Source organism: Actinobacillus genomosp. 1, assembly GCF_029774175.1.
Taxonomy (GTDB): domain Bacteria; phylum Pseudomonadota; class Gammaproteobacteria; order Enterobacterales; family Pasteurellaceae; genus Actinobacillus.
The window spans coordinates 2,129,606-2,148,670 of sequence record NZ_CP103834.1; the positions used below are offsets into that span (position 1 = coordinate 2,129,606).

The 19,065-nt window shown below is 38.9% G+C and carries 19 protein-coding genes, 1 other RNA gene, 1 pseudogene and 1 CRISPR repeat array; of the genes and pseudogenes, 14 read left to right on the forward strand and 7 right to left on the reverse strand.

Going from position 1 to position 19,065, the window contains the following annotated elements; genetic code table 11:
- Window positions 1-114: 114 nt before the first annotated feature.
- A CRISPR array of direct repeats spans window positions 115-1,232; the repeat unit is 37 nt; unit sequence ATCGAAAGATTTCGCCCTGCCTAAAAGGGATTAAGAC.
- A gap of 265 nt (window positions 1,233-1,497) precedes the next feature.
- From cas2 (NYR63_RS10090) to cas2 (NYR63_RS10100), 3 genes are read left to right on the forward strand one after another with little or no spacing between them, the layout of a single operon-like run.
- A complete protein-coding gene (cas2, locus tag NYR63_RS10090) occupies window positions 1,498-1,785 on the forward strand; it encodes a CRISPR-associated endonuclease Cas2 (RefSeq protein WP_279457382.1) in 288 nt (95 codons plus the stop codon).
- 12 nt (window positions 1,786-1,797) lie between these two features.
- Window positions 1,798-2,823 (forward strand): CRISPR-associated endonuclease Cas1, encoded by a 1,026-nt coding sequence (gene cas1 / locus NYR63_RS10095; RefSeq protein ID WP_279457383.1) that lies wholly within the window; start codon window positions 1,798-1,800, stop codon window positions 2,821-2,823.
- Between the two features lie 7 nt (window positions 2,824-2,830).
- Window positions 2,831-3,112 (forward strand): CRISPR-associated endonuclease Cas2, encoded by a 282-nt coding sequence (gene cas2, locus NYR63_RS10100; RefSeq protein WP_279457384.1) that lies wholly within the window; start codon window positions 2,831-2,833, stop codon window positions 3,110-3,112.
- Between the two features lie 65 nt (window positions 3,113-3,177).
- On the opposite strand, the gene recG is transcribed toward cas2 (NYR63_RS10100), so the two are convergent.
- Complete coding sequence (gene recG, locus NYR63_RS10105) at window positions 3,178-5,259, reverse strand: ATP-dependent DNA helicase RecG (protein ID WP_279457385.1); 2,082 nt, start codon at window positions 5,257-5,259, stop codon at window positions 3,178-3,180.
- 259 nt (window positions 5,260-5,518) lie between these two features.
- Here recG and NYR63_RS10110 point away from each other — a divergent pair, with 259 nt between their 5' ends.
- The 3 genes from NYR63_RS10110 to proS all read left to right on the forward strand — a co-directional run bounded on the left by NYR63_RS10110 (window position 5,519) and on the right by proS (window position 7,861).
- Window positions 5,519-5,692 carry a hypothetical protein gene (locus tag NYR63_RS10110; RefSeq protein ID WP_279457386.1) on the forward strand — a complete coding sequence of 58 codons (174 nt, stop codon included), beginning with the start codon at window positions 5,519-5,521 and terminating at the stop codon, window positions 5,690-5,692.
- Window positions 5,692-5,976 (forward strand): type II toxin-antitoxin system RelE/ParE family toxin, encoded by a 285-nt coding sequence (locus tag NYR63_RS10115; RefSeq protein ID WP_279457387.1) that lies wholly within the window; start codon window positions 5,692-5,694, stop codon window positions 5,974-5,976. The genes NYR63_RS10110 and NYR63_RS10115 overlap by 1 nt, the downstream gene beginning before the upstream one ends.
- A gap of 169 nt (window positions 5,977-6,145) precedes the next feature.
- On the forward strand, window positions 6,146-7,861 hold the full coding sequence (proS, locus tag NYR63_RS10120) for a proline--tRNA ligase (protein WP_279457388.1): 1,716 nt from the start codon (window positions 6,146-6,148) through the stop codon (window positions 7,859-7,861).
- Window positions 7,862-7,925: 64 nt separating this feature from the next.
- Here proS and NYR63_RS10125 read toward each other — a convergent pair whose 3' ends face one another.
- A complete protein-coding gene (locus tag NYR63_RS10125) occupies window positions 7,926-8,114 on the reverse strand; it encodes a zf-HC2 domain-containing protein (protein ID WP_279457389.1) in 189 nt (62 codons plus the stop codon).
- A gap of 2 nt (window positions 8,115-8,116) precedes the next feature.
- Window positions 8,117-8,698: a sigma-70 family RNA polymerase sigma factor gene (locus NYR63_RS10130; RefSeq protein ID WP_279457390.1), complete on the reverse strand. Its 582-nt coding sequence runs from the start codon at window positions 8,696-8,698 to the stop codon at window positions 8,117-8,119.
- Between the two features lie 87 nt (window positions 8,699-8,785).
- Between NYR63_RS10130 and msrP the strand changes: the two genes are divergently transcribed.
- Both msrP and NYR63_RS10140 read left to right on the forward strand, forming a co-directional pair.
- Entirely contained in the window at window positions 8,786-9,742 is a 957-nt protein-coding gene (gene msrP, locus NYR63_RS10135; RefSeq protein WP_279457391.1) for a protein-methionine-sulfoxide reductase catalytic subunit MsrP, read from the forward strand.
- Window positions 9,742-10,335, forward strand: a complete 594-nt coding sequence (locus tag NYR63_RS10140) for a protein-methionine-sulfoxide reductase heme-binding subunit MsrQ (RefSeq protein WP_279457393.1) — start codon at window positions 9,742-9,744, stop codon at window positions 10,333-10,335. Before msrP ends, NYR63_RS10140 begins: the two co-directional genes overlap by 1 nt.
- Window positions 10,336-10,445: 110 nt before the next feature.
- Here NYR63_RS10140 and rpoH read toward each other — a convergent pair whose 3' ends face one another.
- The 3 genes and pseudogenes from rpoH to NYR63_RS10155 form a co-directional block, all read right to left on the reverse strand.
- Window positions 10,446-11,396, reverse strand: coding sequence for an RNA polymerase sigma factor RpoH (gene rpoH, locus NYR63_RS10145; protein WP_279457394.1), 951 nt, complete (start codon window positions 11,394-11,396; stop codon window positions 10,446-10,448).
- Window positions 11,397-11,574: 178 nt separating this feature from the next.
- Window positions 11,575-12,909: pseudogene (locus tag NYR63_RS10150) on the reverse strand (IS3 family transposase).
- A gap of 58 nt (window positions 12,910-12,967) precedes the next feature.
- Complete coding sequence (locus NYR63_RS10155; protein ID WP_279457395.1) at window positions 12,968-14,305, reverse strand: MFS transporter; 1,338 nt, start codon at window positions 14,303-14,305, stop codon at window positions 12,968-12,970.
- Window positions 14,306-14,487: 182 nt separating this feature from the next.
- On the opposite strand from NYR63_RS10155, the gene ssrA reads away from it, so the two are divergent.
- From ssrA to NYR63_RS10170, 3 genes are all read left to right on the forward strand, one after another.
- Window positions 14,488-14,853, forward strand: a transfer-messenger RNA (tmRNA) gene (gene ssrA, locus NYR63_RS10160).
- Window positions 14,854-14,883: 30 nt separating this feature from the next.
- A complete protein-coding gene (locus NYR63_RS10165; protein ID WP_279457396.1) occupies window positions 14,884-15,396 on the forward strand; it encodes a hypothetical protein in 513 nt (170 codons plus the stop codon).
- 2 nt (window positions 15,397-15,398) lie between these two features.
- Entirely contained in the window at window positions 15,399-15,866 is a 468-nt protein-coding gene (locus NYR63_RS10170; protein WP_279457397.1) for a type II toxin-antitoxin system YafO family toxin, read from the forward strand.
- Between the two features lie 42 nt (window positions 15,867-15,908).
- Here the strand turns inward: NYR63_RS10170 and asnA are convergent, their stop codons facing one another.
- Window positions 15,909-16,901, reverse strand: coding sequence for an aspartate--ammonia ligase (gene asnA, locus NYR63_RS10175; protein WP_005602692.1), 993 nt, complete (start codon window positions 16,899-16,901; stop codon window positions 15,909-15,911).
- A 181-nt stretch (window positions 16,902-17,082) separates the two neighbouring features.
- Here asnA and asnC point away from each other — a divergent pair, with 181 nt between their 5' ends.
- From asnC to NYR63_RS10190, 3 genes are all read left to right on the forward strand, one after another.
- A complete protein-coding gene (asnC, locus tag NYR63_RS10180) occupies window positions 17,083-17,544 on the forward strand; it encodes a transcriptional regulator AsnC (RefSeq protein WP_005599463.1) in 462 nt (153 codons plus the stop codon).
- A gap of 188 nt (window positions 17,545-17,732) precedes the next feature.
- On the forward strand, window positions 17,733-18,497 hold the full coding sequence (gene udp / locus NYR63_RS10185) for a uridine phosphorylase (RefSeq protein ID WP_279457398.1): 765 nt from the start codon (window positions 17,733-17,735) through the stop codon (window positions 18,495-18,497).
- A 64-nt stretch (window positions 18,498-18,561) separates the two neighbouring features.
- A complete protein-coding gene (locus NYR63_RS10190) occupies window positions 18,562-19,044 on the forward strand; it encodes a chorismate--pyruvate lyase family protein (RefSeq protein WP_279458554.1) in 483 nt (160 codons plus the stop codon).
- Window positions 19,045-19,065: the final 21 nt, after the last annotated feature.

The following is a 19,065-nucleotide window of genomic DNA, read 5'->3' on the forward strand; positions in this document are numbered from 1 at the left end:
TCATATTTTTGAGTATTAAATAGACATTTTTTGGTTTACGTTTACTTACATAAGGGATATACCTAAATTGACTTATAACATATTGAATAGTAAAGCGATTTTTCAATATGTGCTATCGAAAGATTTCGCCCTGCCTAAAAGGGATTAAGACATAAAAACGCACAGTCTTTCAAAGGTGATTTAAATCGAAAGATTTCGCCCTGCCTAAAAGGGATTAAGACGCTAATTTCCACTCGGCAGTTTCATCATCCGTTATATCGAAAGATTTCGCCCTGCCTAAAAGGGATTAAGACATTTCATTATAGAGATGTTCTTAAGAGTCGTCTTAATATCGAAAGATTTCGCCCTGCCTAAAAGGGATTAAGACTAATCATTATCTCTTAATTTATAGATAAAGTCAGATCGAAAGATTTCGCCCTGCCTAAAAGGGATTAAGACGAAGAATTCTTTTTCTAGTTCTTCTGTGATATTTTCATCGAAAGATTTCGCCCTGCCTAAAAGGGATTAAGACCGAATTTTAGCATTCGCTTCGTCGATTTTTTGTTATCGAAAGATTTCGCCCTGCCTAAAAGGGATTAAGACTCTTCACGGCGTCTTAGACTGGCTCTAAATTCATCAATCGAAAGATTTCGCCCTGCCTAAAAGGGATTAAGACACAACTTATCGTCACTTATATAATAACTATTGTTATATCGAAAGATTTCGCCCTGCCTAAAAGGGATTAAGACAGAAGTTTTAAATTTAAATCTGAATATTTTTTTATCGAAAGATTTCGCCCTGCCTAAAAGGGATTAAGACGGATTGAATACCTGGTATCCAACAACACCATTCATATCGAAAGATTTCGCCCTGCCTAAAAGGGATTAAGACATTCCTTTTAACTCATCATTGCTAAAAGCATTTTACGATCGAAAGATTTCGCCCTGCCTAAAAGGGATTAAGACTAATCTACCTTTGCTATCTTGAGAACCAGTAATAATCGAAAGATTTCGCCCTGCCTAAAAGGGATTAAGACTTTTATAAGATAAGCCGTTAATATTTAACGCTTTACATCGAAAGATTTCGCCCTGCCTAAAAGGGATTAAGACGTCCGCATAAATCTTTGCCAGTAAGCGAATCGCATATCGAAAGATTTCGCCCTGCCTCAAAGGGATTAAGACTGAAATCACTGACACCCATGTCTTGTAATGTCCGTATCGAAAGATTTCGCCCTGCCTCAAAGGAATTAAGACTCTTCCGGAGCTGGTGTCCAGTCCGTTGCGATGTATCGAAAGATTTCGCCCTGTTTAAAAGGGACTTTTGAGTGATACAAATTTGTATATTGGTGTTTCATAAACATTTTTCCCTATACTACGCAACATTAAATATTTATGGATAAGGGAGAGGTTATGGAATTTATTTTGCAATTCTTAGATGCTTTATATAAAAACCACAGCCAGTGAAAACTGGCGATTTGCTATTCTTAAAATGATTATCCTTGATTGATAAGGAAAATATATGGGGCAACCACGTATTCGTTATTTAGTGGCATACGATATTGCTTGTTCGAAACGGCGTTACCGTATCCATAAAACACTTTCCGCTTATGCCATAGGTGGACAAAAGTCATTTTATGAATGTTGGTTAACTGCCAAGGAATTATTGCAATTTAAGCAACAGCTATCTGAGCTGATGGATTGTTCGGCGGATCGATTGCTGATTTTCCAATTACCGAAAGATACTAAACCGATGTTATTCGGCACGGCAAAATTACTCACTTTGGATCAGCCGTTTTTAATTGTCTAGGGGGAAAGAAAGATGGCAACTTTATATATTGACAGACGCTGTACGGAATTAAAATTGGACGGAGAAGTATTGATTGGTTATGAACAGGGAGAGCGAATTGCAACTATACCACTTGCTCCATTAGATAGATTATATATAAAAGGGGATATTTCTCTACAGGCATCATTACTGGCAAAATTGGGCGAGAAAAAGATAGGCGTGATCTTTTTACAAGGCAGAAAGAATATTCCTATGTTATTTATGCCACAACCACATAATGATGCGGAAAGACGTATTAAACAATTCCGACTCTCGCAAGATCCTGCCTTTTCCCTACAAGTCGCTAAATATATCGTTTCTTTAAAGCTACTTTCTCAAAAAGCCATTTTAGTCCGTTTTGCCAAAATTTATACAGATGTAAAAACCTTATTAAGTGAGTTTGAGCAAATAATGGCTCAAATTGTTGAACAGCACTCAATCTCCGCTTTACGAGGTATTGAAGGAAAAGCTGCTACTATCTATTTTTCAGCTTTGGCGTTATTACTACCTCGTGATTTAAATTTTAACGGACGTAACCGCCGCCCTCCACGCGATCCTTTTAATGCAATGTTATCACTAGGCTATACCTTATTACATTCTGAAGCGGTTTTAGCACTTTATGGTGTCGGCTTAGAGCCTTATGTCGGCTTTTATCACAGTTTAGATTATGGTCGAGAATCACTTGCTTGTGATGTGATGGAAGTGTTACGTCCACAATTTGATGAATGGTTATTAGATGCGTTTCAACAAGCAGTTTTTTCAGCACAAGATTTTACGATTCATAATATTGAAGGATGTCATATTAATAAAGAACAACGGATTTTATTTTATAGTGAGTTTGAAAAGGTTGCAGAAAAATTTCGTAAGTCACTTAATGCCCAATGCTCTGAATTAGTAAAAATGATTAGGGAGTATGAGCTTGGTTATAAACCGCAACAAAGAAAAGATATTCAGGTTGAAATATCGCCTATAGAATCTCAACATTTTGAAGACAATTATTTTAGACAGGTTTTATCGTGAGGAAAAAATGCAATATTTAATTGGTTACGATATTGGTAATGAAAAACGTTTACAACAGGCTTATCGCACGGTTATTCAATTTGCGATGCCGTTACAATATAGCTTATTCTTGTTTGAGGGAACAAAAAAGGGACTAGATGAGGTATTGGAACGATTGCTGAAAGTGGTCAACCTAAAGGAAGATGATTTACGGGTTTATCCCTTGCAAAATCAAGATAACAAATATTGGAATTTAGGGAAATGTATATTGCCGGAGGGGATATTTATAAGCTCAATTAGCTTTCAATAAGCAAAACAAGCGGTCCGAAATACGGCTTTTCTTGCAAAAAATCCTATCAATCAAACCGCCTGTGGTTAAGCATTACTATATTCGGTACGCTCGCCAAGCCAGCGGTGAATCAGCGCTTCTGCAAGCGGTGGATTTTGCTGAATAATTTGCTTGGCATAGTTTTGTACTAGTGGAATCATTTTGCGATCTCGCATTAAATTCGCTACTTTAAATTCCGCCATACCGGTTTGTTTGGTGCCGAGAATTTCACCCGTGCCACGAATTTCTAAATCCTTCTCGGCAATATAGAAACCGTCTTGACTGTCACGCAACACTTGTAAGCGTTTACTCGAAATTTTGCCAAGCGGCGGTTTATAAAGTAATACGCAATGCGAAGCGGTTGCCCCACGTCCGACACGTCCACGTAACTGATGTAGTTGAGCAAGTCCTAAACGTTCGGAGTTCTCGATAATCATTAGGCTGGCATTCGGCACATCAACGCCGACTTCAATTACCGTTGTGGCAACCAATAAATCAATATTTGCCGCTTTAAATTCAGCCATAATTTCTTGCTTTTCTTGCGGTTTCATGCGTCCGTGTACCAAGCCGATACGTAAGTCCGGTAACGCTCGTTGTAAATCTTCGGCAATCGCTGCCGCTGCTTGTGCTTCCAAGACTTCCGATTCATCAATTAATGTACAAACCCAATAGGCTTGGCGTTTTTCATTTTTACAGGCGGCGTACACACGACGGACGATTTCATCTCGTCTATCTTCTGAAATCGCCACAGTGGTAATTGGTGTTCTCCCCGGTGGTAGCTCATCAATAATCGAAGTATCCAGATCAGCATAGACCGTCATCGCTAAAGTACGAGGAATTGGTGTAGCTGTCATAATCAGCTGGTGCGGATAAATGCCGTCTTTTGCCCCTTTTTCACGTAGGGTTAAGCGTTGATGTACACCGAAACGGTGTTGTTCATCAATAATCACTAATGCGAGGTTATGAAACTCCACACTTTCTTGGAAGAGGGCGTGCGTGCCGATAATCATCTGCACCTCGCCGTTTTTAATTGCTTCCCGTTGTGCGGTGCGAGCTTTGCCTTTTACTTTACCGGCAAGCCAGCCGACCTCAATACCGAACGGGCGTAGCCAGTTGGCAAAGTTATTGGCGTGCTGTTCAGCGAGGATTTCAGTCGGTGCCATTAATGCCACTTGTTTACCGTTATCAATCGCAAGCAGGGCGGCAAGCGCAGCAACTAAAGTTTTGCCCGATCCGACATCGCCTTGTACTAATCGCATCATTGGTGAGGATTTGGCTAAATCTTGCTCGATATCCGCCGTCACACGGCTTTGGGCGTTGGTCGGTTTAAACGGCAAGCTCGCCAAAAAGCGACTTTTGAGATCGGTTTGATAACATAGCGGTGTAGCAGTAAGCTGATTGACTCCGACTCGTACTTGCTGCATTGCTAAGTTGTGCGCCAGTAATTCTTCAAAAATCAGCCGTTTTTGTGCCGGATGCTCACCTTTTTCCAACTGTTCGGCAGAAATATCCGGTGGCGGGCGGTGTAATAATTGCAACGCTTCTTTTAAGCTGTATTTATGCGGATTGTATTCGTCCGGCAACAGTTCACCGACTTTGATTTTATCTAATAACGCTAATGCTTGCTCGGTGAGTTTACGTAACGAATTTTGCTTTAAACCTTCTGTGGTGGAGTAAATCGGCGTTAAAGTTTCGGCAAGTTCAAGCGGTTGATTATTGCGAATAATTTGATATTCGGGGTGATGAATTTCCGCCATAAAACGCCCACGTTTGATTTCGCCAAAAGCTTTTACACGTGTGCCGGCGGTCAGGCTGTTTTTCATTCCCGCATTAAAATTGAAGAATTTCAGCGTAATTTTACTGGTGCCGTCAGAAAGTACGGTGGACAAAATCGGGCGGCGACCGAATTGCACTTCGGTAAGTTGCACGATGCCTTCGATAGTTGAAAAACTTTCCGGACGCACATCGATAATCGGTGTAATTCGAGTACGATCTTCATAGCGATAAGGCAAATGAAATAACAGATCTTGCACGTTATTAATGCCGATTCGGCTAAGTTTTTCCGCAATCGCCGCACCCACCCCGGAAAGGGCGGTAAGTGGCACACCGTCTAGTAATTGTTCGCTCATAGTAAAATTTTGGTTAAATCCGACCGCTTGTTTTCGATTGGGTTAATATAACAAATACTGTTTTTATGTACAAATCAAGCGGTCTGTTTTCATTAATTTTTTGCAAGTTAAAGGAAAATGATGGTACGAGAGTCCTCACTCGTACCGTTATAAATAGGTGGGTATTGACTGGCTTATACTGGCTAGATAAGATGTGCTGTAAATTTCGCCAAATACTTAAAAGGCGATATACCGCAAATGACGAGAAAAGGAGTATTTTATGGCAACAACATTACCGCAAGATTTTTTCTTAGAAAAAGAACAAAAACAGCGTTTCTATACCGATGATGAATTGGATTTATTGTATAAATTAGAGAATGGTTTAGTGCCAACAAAAACTCACGATCAAGTAATGGAAAACTTACGAAAAGCATTGGGCTTGGAAGAAAAATAATGAAATTTGATTACAATATCATTTGGTATGATGTTGCAGAAAAGAAACTATTTAATCAGGTGAGTTACATTCTAGAAAAATCACAAAATTTACTTATTGCCGAGCAGTTTTATGATGCCATAAAAAGTGAGGTAGATAAATTGAGCTATACAGCGGATGTATATACCTTACGTAAAAAGAAAGAAATTTCAATTTTAAATGGCAAATATCAGGTTAAGTTCCTGATTGGTATTAAAAATGTCTATATTGTGGATTTTAAATCAACACGACAAAATACTTATTAAGTCTAAATAAAATATAACTGTAAACAATTCCCTCATCTGTAATTTTTCTGTATTAAGCGGTCGGATTTAAGAAATTTTTTGCAAATTGCAAAATTCTGTGAAAATCCGACCGCTTTTGTTTTAAAATAGATCCCATTTTTCGATATTTAAAATAAAAATAGGAATAACAATGCGTACAAGTCAGTATTTATTTTCGACCCTTAAAGAAACGCCGAACGATGCACAGGTGGTGAGCCATCAATTAATGCTACGTGCCGGTATGATTCGTCCGATGGCTTCAGGTTTATATAACTGGTTGCCGAGCGGAATCAAGGTGTTGAAAAAAGTAGAAAACATTATTCGTGAAGAAATGAATAAAGGTGGTGCTATCGAGGTGTTAATGCCTGTGGTGCAACCGGCGGAATTATGGCAAGAATCAGGTCGTTGGAACGATTACGGTGCGGAATTATTGCGTTTTGTTGATCGTGGTAGCCGTGATTTCGTGTTAGGCCCGACTCACGAAGAAGTAATCACCGACTTAGTTCGCCGTGAAGTGTCGTCTTACAAACAACTTCCGTTAAATTTATACCAAATCCAAACTAAATTCCGTGATGAAGTGCGTCCGCGTTTCGGTGTGATGCGTTCACGTGAGTTCGTGATGAAAGATGCGTATTCTTTCCACGTGGATAAAGCGTCATTACAAGAAACTTATGATGTGATGTACCAAGTGTACAGCAATATTTTCACTCGCTTAGGCTTAGATTTCCGTGCGGTGCAAGCGGATACGGGTTCAATCGGTGGTTCGGCTTCACACGAATTCCAAGTGTTAGCATCAAGCGGTGAAGACGATGTGGTGTTCTCAACCGAATCGGATTTCGCAGCGAATATCGAATTAGCGGAAGCGGTAGCCGTAGGCGAACGTCAAGCACCGACGGCAGAAATGCAATTAGTCGATACGCCGAATGCGAAAACGATTAACGAATTAGTTGAGCAATTCAATTTACCGGTTGAAAAAACGGTAAAAACTTTAATCGTAAAAGGCGCAACCGAAGAACAACCGCTTGTAGCATTAGTGTTGCGTGGTGACCATGAATTAAACGAAATCAAAGCACAAAAACATCCGTTAGTGGCTGATCCGCTTGAATTTGCAGATGAAGCGGAAATCAAAGCGAAAATCGGTGCGGGCGTGGGTTCACTTGGTGTGGTAAATCTGAATATTCCGGCGATTATCGACCGTTCAGTAGCGGTTATGTCAGATTTTGGTTGTGGTGCAAACATTGACGGGAAACATTATTTCAATGTGAACTGGGAACGTGATGCGGCAATGCCGGAAGTGGCGGATTTACGTAACGTGGTAGAAGGCGATCCAAGCCCGGACGGTAAAGGTGTGTTACAAATTAAACGTGGTATTGAAGTTGGTCATATTTTCCAACTTGGTACCAAATACTCGGAAGCAATGAAAGCGACCGTTCAAGGTGAAGATGGTAAACCGCTTGTGATGACCATGGGTTGCTATGGTATCGGTGTAACACGTGTGGTTGCAGCAGCAATCGAACAGCACCACGATGATCGCGGTATTATTTGGCCGTCAGATGAAATCGCACCGTTCACCGTAGCAATCGTGCCGATGAATATGCATAAATCGGAAAGCGTGCAACAATTCTCGGAAGAATTGTATCGCAGCTTAAAAGCTCAAGGTGTGGATGTGATTTTCGATGATCGTAAAGAGCGTCCGGGTGTGATGTTTGCCGATATGGAATTAATCGGTGTACCGCATATGGTCGTTATCGGTGAGAAAAATCTTGCAACCGGTGAAATTGAATACAAAAACCGCCGTACTGGTGAGAAACAAATGATTGCCAAAGATCAGCTTTTAGCTTTCTTAAAAGAAAATGTGAAAGCATAATTTATAAAAAATAAAGGAAAAAAGACCGCTTGTTTTAAGGCAAGCGGTCTTTTTTGCAGGAAATTTACTTTAAATTATCTTTATCTTGCTGGCAGTATTCGTGTAGCATTTTACGTAATTTGTCGTTATTTTGTTTAAAATAGCGACATTTCGGGCAAAGCCATAAATGAACTTGAAGCTGGACACTCTCTTTAACTTTAAGTTTTTTTTCGCAGCTAAGTGAAATTAATTCTGAGGCATGCTCACAATTCATTATTATTTTTCTCCTTCAAACCAATTTTTTGCTAAACAAGCCTGTAGCTGTAGCCTAGCTCTATGCAAAATAACATGTAAATTAGCGGTACTAATTTCACATTCTAAGCAAATTTGTTCGCTCCCCATATCTAAATGTTCGCGCATCATAAAAACACGTGCCTGTTGTGCGGGCAACTTATTTAAACAAATGTCGAAGATCGCCCAAAATTCTTTCTTATAAGTAATTTGTCCGACATCTTCCCATTCTTTAGGCTCATAAGTGTCGGATGACCAATATCCGGTATGATCGAAAAATTGATTGGGACTTTCTTCTTCAATTAAGTCCGAAACATTAACCGTCCGTTTTCTATATTTAATTAAATCAATAATTTTATTTTTTAAAATAGCAAAAATCCAAGTTTTTAGTGCCGCTTGTCCTCGGAACGAATGAGCGTTCTTATATGCGCTGGCAAGCGATTCTTGTACGACATCTTCCGCTAAATCTGGATCTTTTAATTGTAAAGTGGCGAATTTAACCATTTGTAAACGAATTTCTTCGATTCGTTGCGGTGTAATGGAGCTTAATTGTTCAATTTCTGACATTATTTTTCCTTTATCTTAAATAAATTTATTTTTATGTAATTATTTTTATATTTCTAAGACAAAGGATTATACATAAAGGAGATGATTATGAACAGATTAACCGCTTATGACGTTACCCCTGAAACTATTTTCAATCAACGTCGCAAAATTATTAAAGCAATGGGGCTTGGTGCGGCGGCACTCGGTTTACCGAATATTGGACTTACCGCAGAGAAATCCGACCAGCTGAAAGCTCTTAATTTTAAAGACGCACCGAAGAGCGATTTATTACTTACTCCGGAAAATAAAGTAACCGGCTATAACAATTTCTACGAATTTGGCGTAGATAAAGCGTCGCCTGCCAAATTTGCAAAAGACTTCAAAACAGATCCTTGGTCATTAGAGATTGCCGGTGAAGTGGAAAATCCTTTTGTGCTTAACCACACACAATTGTTTAATACTTTTCCGTTAGAGGAGCGTATCTATCGTTTCCGCTGTGTTGAAGCGTGGTCAATGGTAATTCCGTGGATTGGCTTTGAGTTAGCGCGTTTAGTTGAAATGGCAAAGCCGACCGGTAAAGCAAAATTTGTCATCTTCCATACTCTGCATGATCCTGAGCAAATGCCGGGGCAGAAAAATAAATTTTTCGGTGGCGGTATTGATTATCCGTATGTAGAGGCATTAACTCTTGAAGAAGCGATGAATCCGCTTACCTTACTTTCGGTCGGGCTATATGGAAAAATGCTACCGCCGCAAAACGGTGCGCCGATTCGCTTGGTTGTACCGTGGAAATACGGTTTCAAAAGTATTAAATCTATTGTGAAAATTACCTTCTCGGAAACTCGTCCTCGCACCACTTGGGAAAAACTTGCACCGCATGAATACGGCTTTTACGCTAACGTGAATCCTAACGTAGATCATCCTCGTTGGTCACAAGCATCCGAGCGTGTCATCGGTAGCGGAGGATTACTTGCGGTAAAACGTCAGGATACTTTGATGTTTAACGGTTATGAGAAAGAGGTTGCTCACCTTTATAAAGGTTTGGATTTGAAGGTAAACTTCTAATGTTATCGATATTAAGAACAATAATTCATCTAGCTTGTGTTGTACCGCTGATATGGGTCGGTTTTGTTTTATCAAGTGACGATCCCGAAATTCTCGGTGCCGATCCAAGTAAAGATTTGATTCATTTTCTAGGCTATACCGCCATTATTATTTTCTGTGTGATGTTTTTATTAGGTATTTTGCTCCAAATATTGAATAAAAACCAATATCAGATTTTACGCCGCCCGCTTGGACTGTGGGCATTTGTGTGGGCATTACTGCATGTATGCGGTTATTTAGTGTTAGAACTTGGTTTGGATTTTTCTTTATTTTTAAGTGAAGTCGTCCAACGACCTTATCTTATCCTAGGTGCGATTGCATTTGTTATTCTATTGGCAATGTCCGTAACGTCTATTCCGTTTATTAAACAGGCGTTAGGTAAAAAATGGTTTAGCGTGCACCAATTCGCTTACGTTGCGATTGTGGCGGCCGCCGTTCATTATTATTGGTCTGTAAAAGGTTTGACTCTAGGACCGATTACCATCGGGATAATGGTTGCGGTTATTGTCGCTTGGAAATATGCAGGAAATCAGTTGTTAGCTTATCTGAAGTGATAGGATTAATTGCCCGATAAAAGAATTTATTTAGTCAGCATAAAAAATAAGCGGTCATTTTTACTAAAAATTCGGTAAAAATGACCGCTTATTATTTTTTCAAAATCAAGCTATTCAAAGGTTATCGCATCTTTGATTTTCTTCAATGCCGCATTTTCGAGCTGGCGGACACGTTCGGCGGAGATACCGTATTTGTCGGCTAAATCTTGTAAGGTCGCTTTTTCTTCATCTAACCAACGGGTTTTGATAATGTCTTGGCTACGTTCATCTAGTATCGAAAGTGCATAGGCTAATTGTGCCGTAGCTTGTCCGTTATATTGGTCGTCTTCCAAATCATCGGCAAAGTTAGAACTGTTATCTTCTAAATACATTGACGGTGTGTAGGCTTCATCGTCATCTTCGCCAACCGGTAAATCGAACCCTAAGTCTTGTCCTGTCATACGAGATTCCATTTCACGTACTTCTTCAGGAGAAACACCTAAATCTTCAGCGACTTTTTGGATTTCCTCCTCATTGAACCAAGCTAAGCGGTTTTTATTTTTACGTAAATTGAAAAAGAGCTTACGTTGTGCTTTAGTTGTCGCCACTTTTACGATACGCCAGTTTTTTAATACGTATTCATGAATTTCCGCTTTTACCCAATGTACTGCAAAAGAAACCAGTCGTACACCAACATTCGGATCAAAGCGTTTTACCGCTTTCATTAAACCGATATTGCCTTCTTGGATTAAATCAGCAAGCGGTAAACCATATCCCAAATAGCCTCTAGCGATATGAATTACAAAACGCATATGCGATAAAATTAACTGTTTTGCCGCTTCAACATCTTCATCATAGTAATAACGCTCGGCTAATTCTTTTTCTTGCTCAGCGGTTAAAATCGGATATTGATTTGCCATACGAATATAGCTGTCGAGATTACCTTGCGGTACCGGCATTCCGCCTTGTACTAAAGCAGGATGCATTGCTTCAGTCGGTTGATTATCATCGTCCAGAACTTCTACTTCATCCGGTTCAATAATCTCCGCATCTTCAATTTCATGTTCATCAAATTTCTTCATGCTATCTCTCTGGCTAACTATTTAATTTTACATTATAACAGCGTTAGAACTTTCTCGTCTGTTTTTCTTACGAGCAGATTAGATTCAAATAAAAAAGCCGAGTTCAATTTATCATGACTCGGCTTTTTAACATTTAGCAAGGAATGAATTTTGATCTGACCCCAAAAAGTTAGACTGTTTAATTTAAAGACTGAGTTCTGTATTGTACAGGGCTGAGTCCTTTTAATTTCACTTGAATACGCTCATTGTTATAATAATGAATGTACTCGTGAATCACTTTCTCAAGTTGTTCGAAAGTGTCAAATCGCTTACCAAAGTAACATTCCGTTTTCAATCGCCCAAAGAAACTTTCCATTGCCCCATTATCCAAGCAATTTCCTTTTCTCGACATACTTTGTTTAATATGATGTTTTCTCAGCATGTCTTGATAGTCAGCCATCTGATATTGCCAGCCTTGGTCGGAATGTAAAATCGGTTTAGCGTCCTTAGGCAGTTTTGCGACCGCTTGCTTTAGCATCCGCATCACTTGCTCAAAGTTCGGACTTCTTGCTAAATCATGAGCAATAATTTCACCATTAAACAAGTCCTTAATGGGCGATAAATAGAGCTTGCCTTCCGCACATTTAAACTCAGTGATATCCGTGACGAGCTTTTCATTTGGCGCTGTTGCGTGAAAATCTTGTTGCAATACATTCTCGGTAATTTTACCCACTTCACCTTTGTAAGAACGATATTTCCTCTGCTTACATTTTCCCTTTAAATCAAGCTGTTGCATTATCGCTTGAACACGCTTATGGTTAATCGCACCCAAAAAATCACGTAACTTTAATGTAATACGACGATAGCCATAATTGCCATCATTATCCTGATAAATCTCAATCACTTTCTGCCTCATCACAGCATTTTTATCGATTTTAGGCGGTAAGTGATAAAAGAAAGTACTGCGTTTTAAACCTATCAAAGGGAGGAGGATTTCTAAGGGAAAATCCACCCGCAACGTTTTCACGATGGCTGTTTTTGCCGCATTTTTTGTTGGTTGAACTCCCGCAACTTTTTTAGGTAAGCTACCTCCGCTTCCAGCTCTAAAATACGATAACGCAGACGTTCTTCTTCAGTTTTAGGTGGAGGAGGCATTTTCGGGTATTTGGGTTTCATTGTCGGACGACCTTTAGGTTTGGGTAATAAACCGTTTATACCTTGTTCTTCAAAGGTGTGCAACCATTGGCTAATCGAACCTGAATTAGCAATGCCAAAATGAAGGGAGGCTCTTTCCGCAGAAAATTGTCCTTTTTTGACCGCTTGTATGACGGTTAATTTGAATTCGGGGGAATATTTTTGCTTCTTAGCCATTACCGCTAACCCATTAATTCCGTTATGATTAAATTGAGCAATCCACCGAGTTAAGGTTTTTCTTGGATAATTGAAAATGTCGTTGAGTGAATGAATAGTTTTTGTCATTTTGAAGATAAAACTCGATGACTTGTTGTTTGAATAGTGGGTTATATTTAGTCATAAAAAATCTGCACCTTAATCCGTTGGAGGTTTAGTCCAACTTTTGGGGTGCAGATCATTTAGGCTTTAATGGTTTTTTCTTCATGTTTAGCCAAAATTAAATATCCTATGGCAGAGAAGGCGGAAAGCGCGGCAATCACTACATAAGACCAGAACCAACCAAAATTATCCGCCATAATCGGCATAATCCAGTTTGCGCCCATATTACCGATTAAATAGGCTGTTACACCGACAAAGCCGATTGCCGTTCCCGCAACATTTAACGGCACGAAATTAATGGTGAGAATATTAACGATTAACTGCGGACCATAAATCAATGCGCCTAAAATACCGCAAATTACCAGCAATAACGGATAGTTCGGCGCACCGCTTGCGGTAACATATTCATAAGCAAAGACAATACCTGCCATAATAAATAAGCCGATAGCCCCCATTTTTGCCATTTTATTCGGATATTTAACCGCTAACCACGCAAATACTAATGACCCCGGAATTGCAACCCATTCAAGGATTGAAATTGCCATATGAGATTCCGCATCGCCCATTTTCGCTACTTCGTGTAAATAAATCGGCATCCAGTCTTCAATTCCGAAGCGAACAAAATACAGTGCCACATTTACCGCTGCGACTAATAATAATGCAGGGTTGAGGAATACGTATTTACCAATCAGTTGCCAATAACCCAAATTATGTTTTTCTTCTTCGGAAGCGACATTAGATTCACCGGCATCACCATACATTGTTCGAAGTGAATCCAAACCTTCTTTTTCCGGTGCATCACCGCCGAATTTCCAACAAAATACCGCAAATAATAAAACTAAAACTGCCGGTACTAAGAATGCCATTAACACATTACCGGTTGAAGGAACGACAAATCCCATGGTCGTCATCATCGCAATCATCATCGGTAATAACGCAGACCCCATATTCTGTGAAATATTCCAACCAGCAATTGCCGCCCCACGGGTTTTATTCGGATAATAATTTGCAATCATATTTTGTGATGCAGGCGCTAAAGCGCCTTGAACTACACCGCAAAGTACTAATAAGACTGCAAGGGTAAGAATTGAAGTATGGTAAAAACCAATCGTAATACAAATGATCGCACTGGCACCTAAACAAATCGCAAACAATTTACGTAAATCAACACGGTCGCCCAATGCGCCCATATAGAATTTCGCCAAACCGTAGGAAATAGTCAAACAGGAAAGTAACATTGCAATATCCGCTTTCTCCCAACCGTTTGTGACCATAATGGATTTAGACATTAATTTAAAATTGTTACGTACCAAATAAGCACAGACATAACCGAGAAACGCCACAATAAAAATCATTTTTTGGCGTTTGAGAAAGGTAGCGAACTTTTCCGGCTCTTTTTGTTGATAGTCGAAAGCCATAATTGACTCCTTAAGAAGGAAAGTAGAAAATTTGTTCGAATGACAATAAATCGAAGTTTATTTGTTTGTCAAAATAAAAAGTTTAAATCTTTGAGCTACGCCACAAATTATTTTTATAAGCGGTTAAATTTACAAAATTTTTTGCAAAACCGACCGCTTTCCATTAGAATTGTAAGAATTTTGGGGCTGATTCTGGATTCGACGGGATTAGCGAAGTCCAAGGTGCACGTCGAGGTGCGGTAGGCCTCGTAAACAAACCGCAAAAAAATAGTCGCAAACGACGAACAATACGCTTTAGCAGCTTAATAACCTGCTCATAGCCTTATCGCCTCAGCTTCCGCTCGTAAGACGAGGGCAACGATAAGTCACCCAAAACGAGATCGTGTGGACGCCGCCGTTTGAGGATCGAAACACTAAATTGAATCAAACTAGCTTATTTCTTGCGTGTCTGTCCGCTGGAGGTAAGTGAAATTAAAGACCAGACTAAACGTGTAGTGCTGAAGATGGAGTAATTTCGGACGGGGGTTCAAATCCCCCCAGCTCCACCAAATTTGTATACTTTTAATAGGTTATTTAAAATGAAATTCCACCAAAAACTAAATAGAACTGCCAAAACTGCAGTGGCTATTGCACTTAGTAGTTTTGGTGTATTAGATATGTCTTCATTAGATAATGTCACTCAATCTATTGAAAATATAAGAATATTATCCTCTCAAAAAAATAATATTAATTTTGTTTTCTTAAACGTTAAAGAATTATCGAAAGAGATAGAAAATATTAGCCAAGCGATTAATGCTAATTTAGATAAAGTTAATATAAAAGAATTTAATCATTTAGTATTAATTAACCAACTTATCAATTTTTCATTTTATATGTTGAAAAATGAATATAAAACGCAAATCCTCTCTAACTCTGAATATAAATTAAGTTTTAGATCTTTTTCTAACGCCAAAAATAACTTTGAGAATTCTTTACAACGTATCAAAGAAAATATTAACGGTGTTGATGTTGTAACCATAAAAGATATTTCTTTATCTGATACTCAAGTAAATGAATTAATGCAGGCTCTCGCTATAAATAGAGAGAGTTAAGAATGTCAGCAATTGTATCTATTCATCCAAACCTACTACATCTTCCTTATCTAGATAAAATAGCCATCGGTTTAGCTTTGTATCATGATACGGGAAAATATCCCGATTTTTTAGGACATGCTGGTAGATTCGAAGAAAATCCTCGAGCCAAAGATAGCCAACTACATAAAATACATATCGCTTTATATGCTAAAGATTGGAGTCTAAGCACATGGCGAAATCGAAATGGATATAATAGATGCTGTGATAATTTTATTATTTATGTTCGGCATTTTTTTGAAGATAATTATTTCTGTATTTTAGATATTCTTACTCCCGATGCTCATAAAACAGTAAATACTAGGCTAGCAACATATATTGATATGGCTGAAGGTTTTCACTCTCTATCTCAACATGAATTAGATCAATTAACTGCTTATAATGCAAATAACATTGGAATTACTAAAACTATCAAATTAACCCCTCCATAAGAAAAGAGCCGAATGCACTGGCAATCGGCTCTTAATTTTCGGTTACAGAATGTTTTTATATTTTTCTAACATTGCTTTCGGCCATACGCTCGATTGAACTTCACCGATATGTGCCTTACGAAGTAAGAACATCACTAAACGGGATTGTCCGATACCACCGCCGATTGAAAGCGGCAAGCGACCCGCTAATAAATCTTTATGCCAATCCATTTCTAAACGATCTTGGTCACCGGTTAATTCAACTTGTAAACGAAGTGCTTTTTCATCAACACGGATACCCATTGATGAAAGCTCAAATGCTGTACCAAGTTGTTCATTCCATACTAAAATATCACCGTTTAAACCTTTGTAACCGTTTTCAGATTCGGTTGTCCAGTCATCGTAGTCCGGTGCGCGACCATCATGCGGTTTGCCGTCGGACAATTTACCGCCGATACCGATTAAGAATACCGCACCGTGTTCTTTACAAATCGCGTTTTCACGTTCTTTACCGGTCATATTCGGATAACGTTGTACTAATTCTTCACTGTGTACGAAGGTAATTTGTTTCGGTAGGATTGACGGAATATCAAAACGTGCTTCCACGGCTAATTCGGTTAAACGAATCGCTTTATAAATTTCATTTACGGTTTCTTTTAAGAAATCAAAGTTACGACGGCCTTCAGGAATCACTTTTTCCCAGTCCCATTGATCGACATAAACAGAGTGTGTCGGATCAAGAGAATCTTCGTCCGGACGTAATGCTTTCATATGTACGAATAAGCCTTCGCCTTCTTTGAAACCGAAACGAGCTAAAGTGTGACGTTTCCATTTTGCGAGTGAGTGAACCACTTCAAATGTTGCACCCGGAATACATTTTACATTGACTTGAACCGCTTTTTCGATACCGGAAAGATTATCTTGCATACCGTTACCCACTTGACTAAGGATAGGACCTTGTACTTCGATAATACCTAATTTATCAATTAAGTATTGGGTAAAGGTGTTTTTAACAAAGCTGATTTCTTGTTGCTGTAAAATGAATGTCTTTTTCATTATCTTATTCCTTATAAATAGAGTAATTTGTTCTCATGATTCGTTGAGATGAATGTAATTTAATATAATTCGTAAAAAATGCAATATTCATCAAATAAAAATCTTTTTCTATTGGATTTTATCTAATTATTTATGTTAAATTTTATGGAATCATTAATAAATCAAAAATGGAGTATGAATTTTGCACACAAAATATCAAATTGACCGGTTAGATCAGCTTATTTTACGTGCATTGGTAGAAGATGCTCGTACGCCTTATGCGGAAATGGCGAAGAATTTCGGTGTAAGTGCGGGAACCATTCATGTTCGAGTGGAAAAAATGCGTCAATCGGGAATTATCGAAGGGACTAAAATCCGTATTAATGAGCGTAAACTCGGCTATGATGTTTGTTGCTTTATCGGCATTATTTTGAAATCGGCGAAAGATTACGAAAAAGTGATTGCTAAATTGAATGAGTTTGAAGAAGTGGTCGAGGCTTACTATACCACGGGAAATTATTCGATTTTTATTAAGGTAATGACACATACGATTGAGGAATTACATCGTGTATTGGCGACAAAAATTCAGCTGATTGATGAAATTCAATCTACCGAAACCTTAATTTCGATGCAAAACCCGATTTTAAGAGGGATCAAGCCTTAGCCTAGCGTCGATATTGTAAAAAATAACGGAAATTTGACCGCTTGTGAGCAAAAAACGCAAACGTTTTCATTTGATCCGCTTCACAAATTTGCAAATTTTTTATTAAAAACAATCGCTTATCTTGAGCTTTCGTGATTGAATAGCGTTAAGTTTTATATTTTATTAGTGTCCAAATAAAGGAGATACGTATGTCCGAAGTATTCCATTTAGGTTTAACTAAAGCCATGTTAAAAGGCGCAAAAGTAGCAATTGTTCCCGGTGATCCGGCTCGTAGCGAGCGTATTGCCCAAAAAATGCAGAATCCTGAATTTCTCGTTTCAACTCGTGAATTTACGTCTTGGTTAGGTTATGTCGGCGGAGAACCGATTGTCGTTTGTTCAACCGGTATCGGCGGTCCGTCTGTTTCAATTTGTGTGGAAGAGTTAGCACAACTTGGCGTTCGTACTTTCTTACGTATCGGTACAACCGGTGCTATTCAACCGCATATTAATGTCGGTGACGTATTGGTGACGACCGGTGCGGTACGTTTAGACGGAGCGAGCCGTCATTTTGCACCGTTGGAATATCCGGCAGTAGCAAACTTTGAATGTACTAACGAACTTTACGCTGCGGCAAAAAATCAAGGGGTAACGCCTTATGTTGGTATTACCGCTTCATCCGATACTTTCTACCCGGGTCAAGAGCGTTATGACACTTATAGCGGTAAAGTTTATCGTCATTTCCAAGGTTCATTAAAACAATGGCAAGATCTAGATGTAATGAACTTTGAAATGGAGTCTGCCACATTATTTACGATGTGTTCCGCACTGGGTTTACGTGCCGGTATGGTTTCAGGGGTAATTGTAAACCGTACGCAACAAGAGATTCCGAATGAAGCGACAATTCACACAACCGAACAAACGGCGATTGCGGTGGTGGTTGAAGCAGCGGGAAAACTGGCTAAATTGGCTTAATGAATTAAAGTTCACAACAAGCGGTCGGATTGTTAGAATAATTTACAATCTAACCGCTTTTTTTATCTTTATGTTGCAACAATATCGTCAAATCTTAGCGCAAAATCATTGGTGTTCAGAAAAAGAGCCGCTTAGTAGAACCCAACAAGAATGGATTCTACATCAAGGATCGCTAACGCAAAAATTATTACGAGTTAGCCGGCAATTCAACGTTGAAATTACCCAACAAAAATGGGTTACAAAGGCATCTGAAAACTATTCTAAGTATTGGTTACGGGAAGTATTATTAAAAGAAGAAGATCAGCCTTGGATTTTTGCCCAAACTTTAGTACCGCAAGCAACGATAGATAATGTAGCGCAGGATCTACCGACACTCGGCGATCAAGCTATCGGCTTATGGCTTTTCCCACAGAAACCGGAACGGATTTCGCTTGAATGGCAATTTGATGAACATAGCAGAATGTATATGCGTAGAGCATGCTATTTATTAAAAGGTTATCCTTTAGAAATTTATGAATTGTTCTTAGCGGATTTTCCTTATCTCTAAACAATAGAATGCTTGAATAGC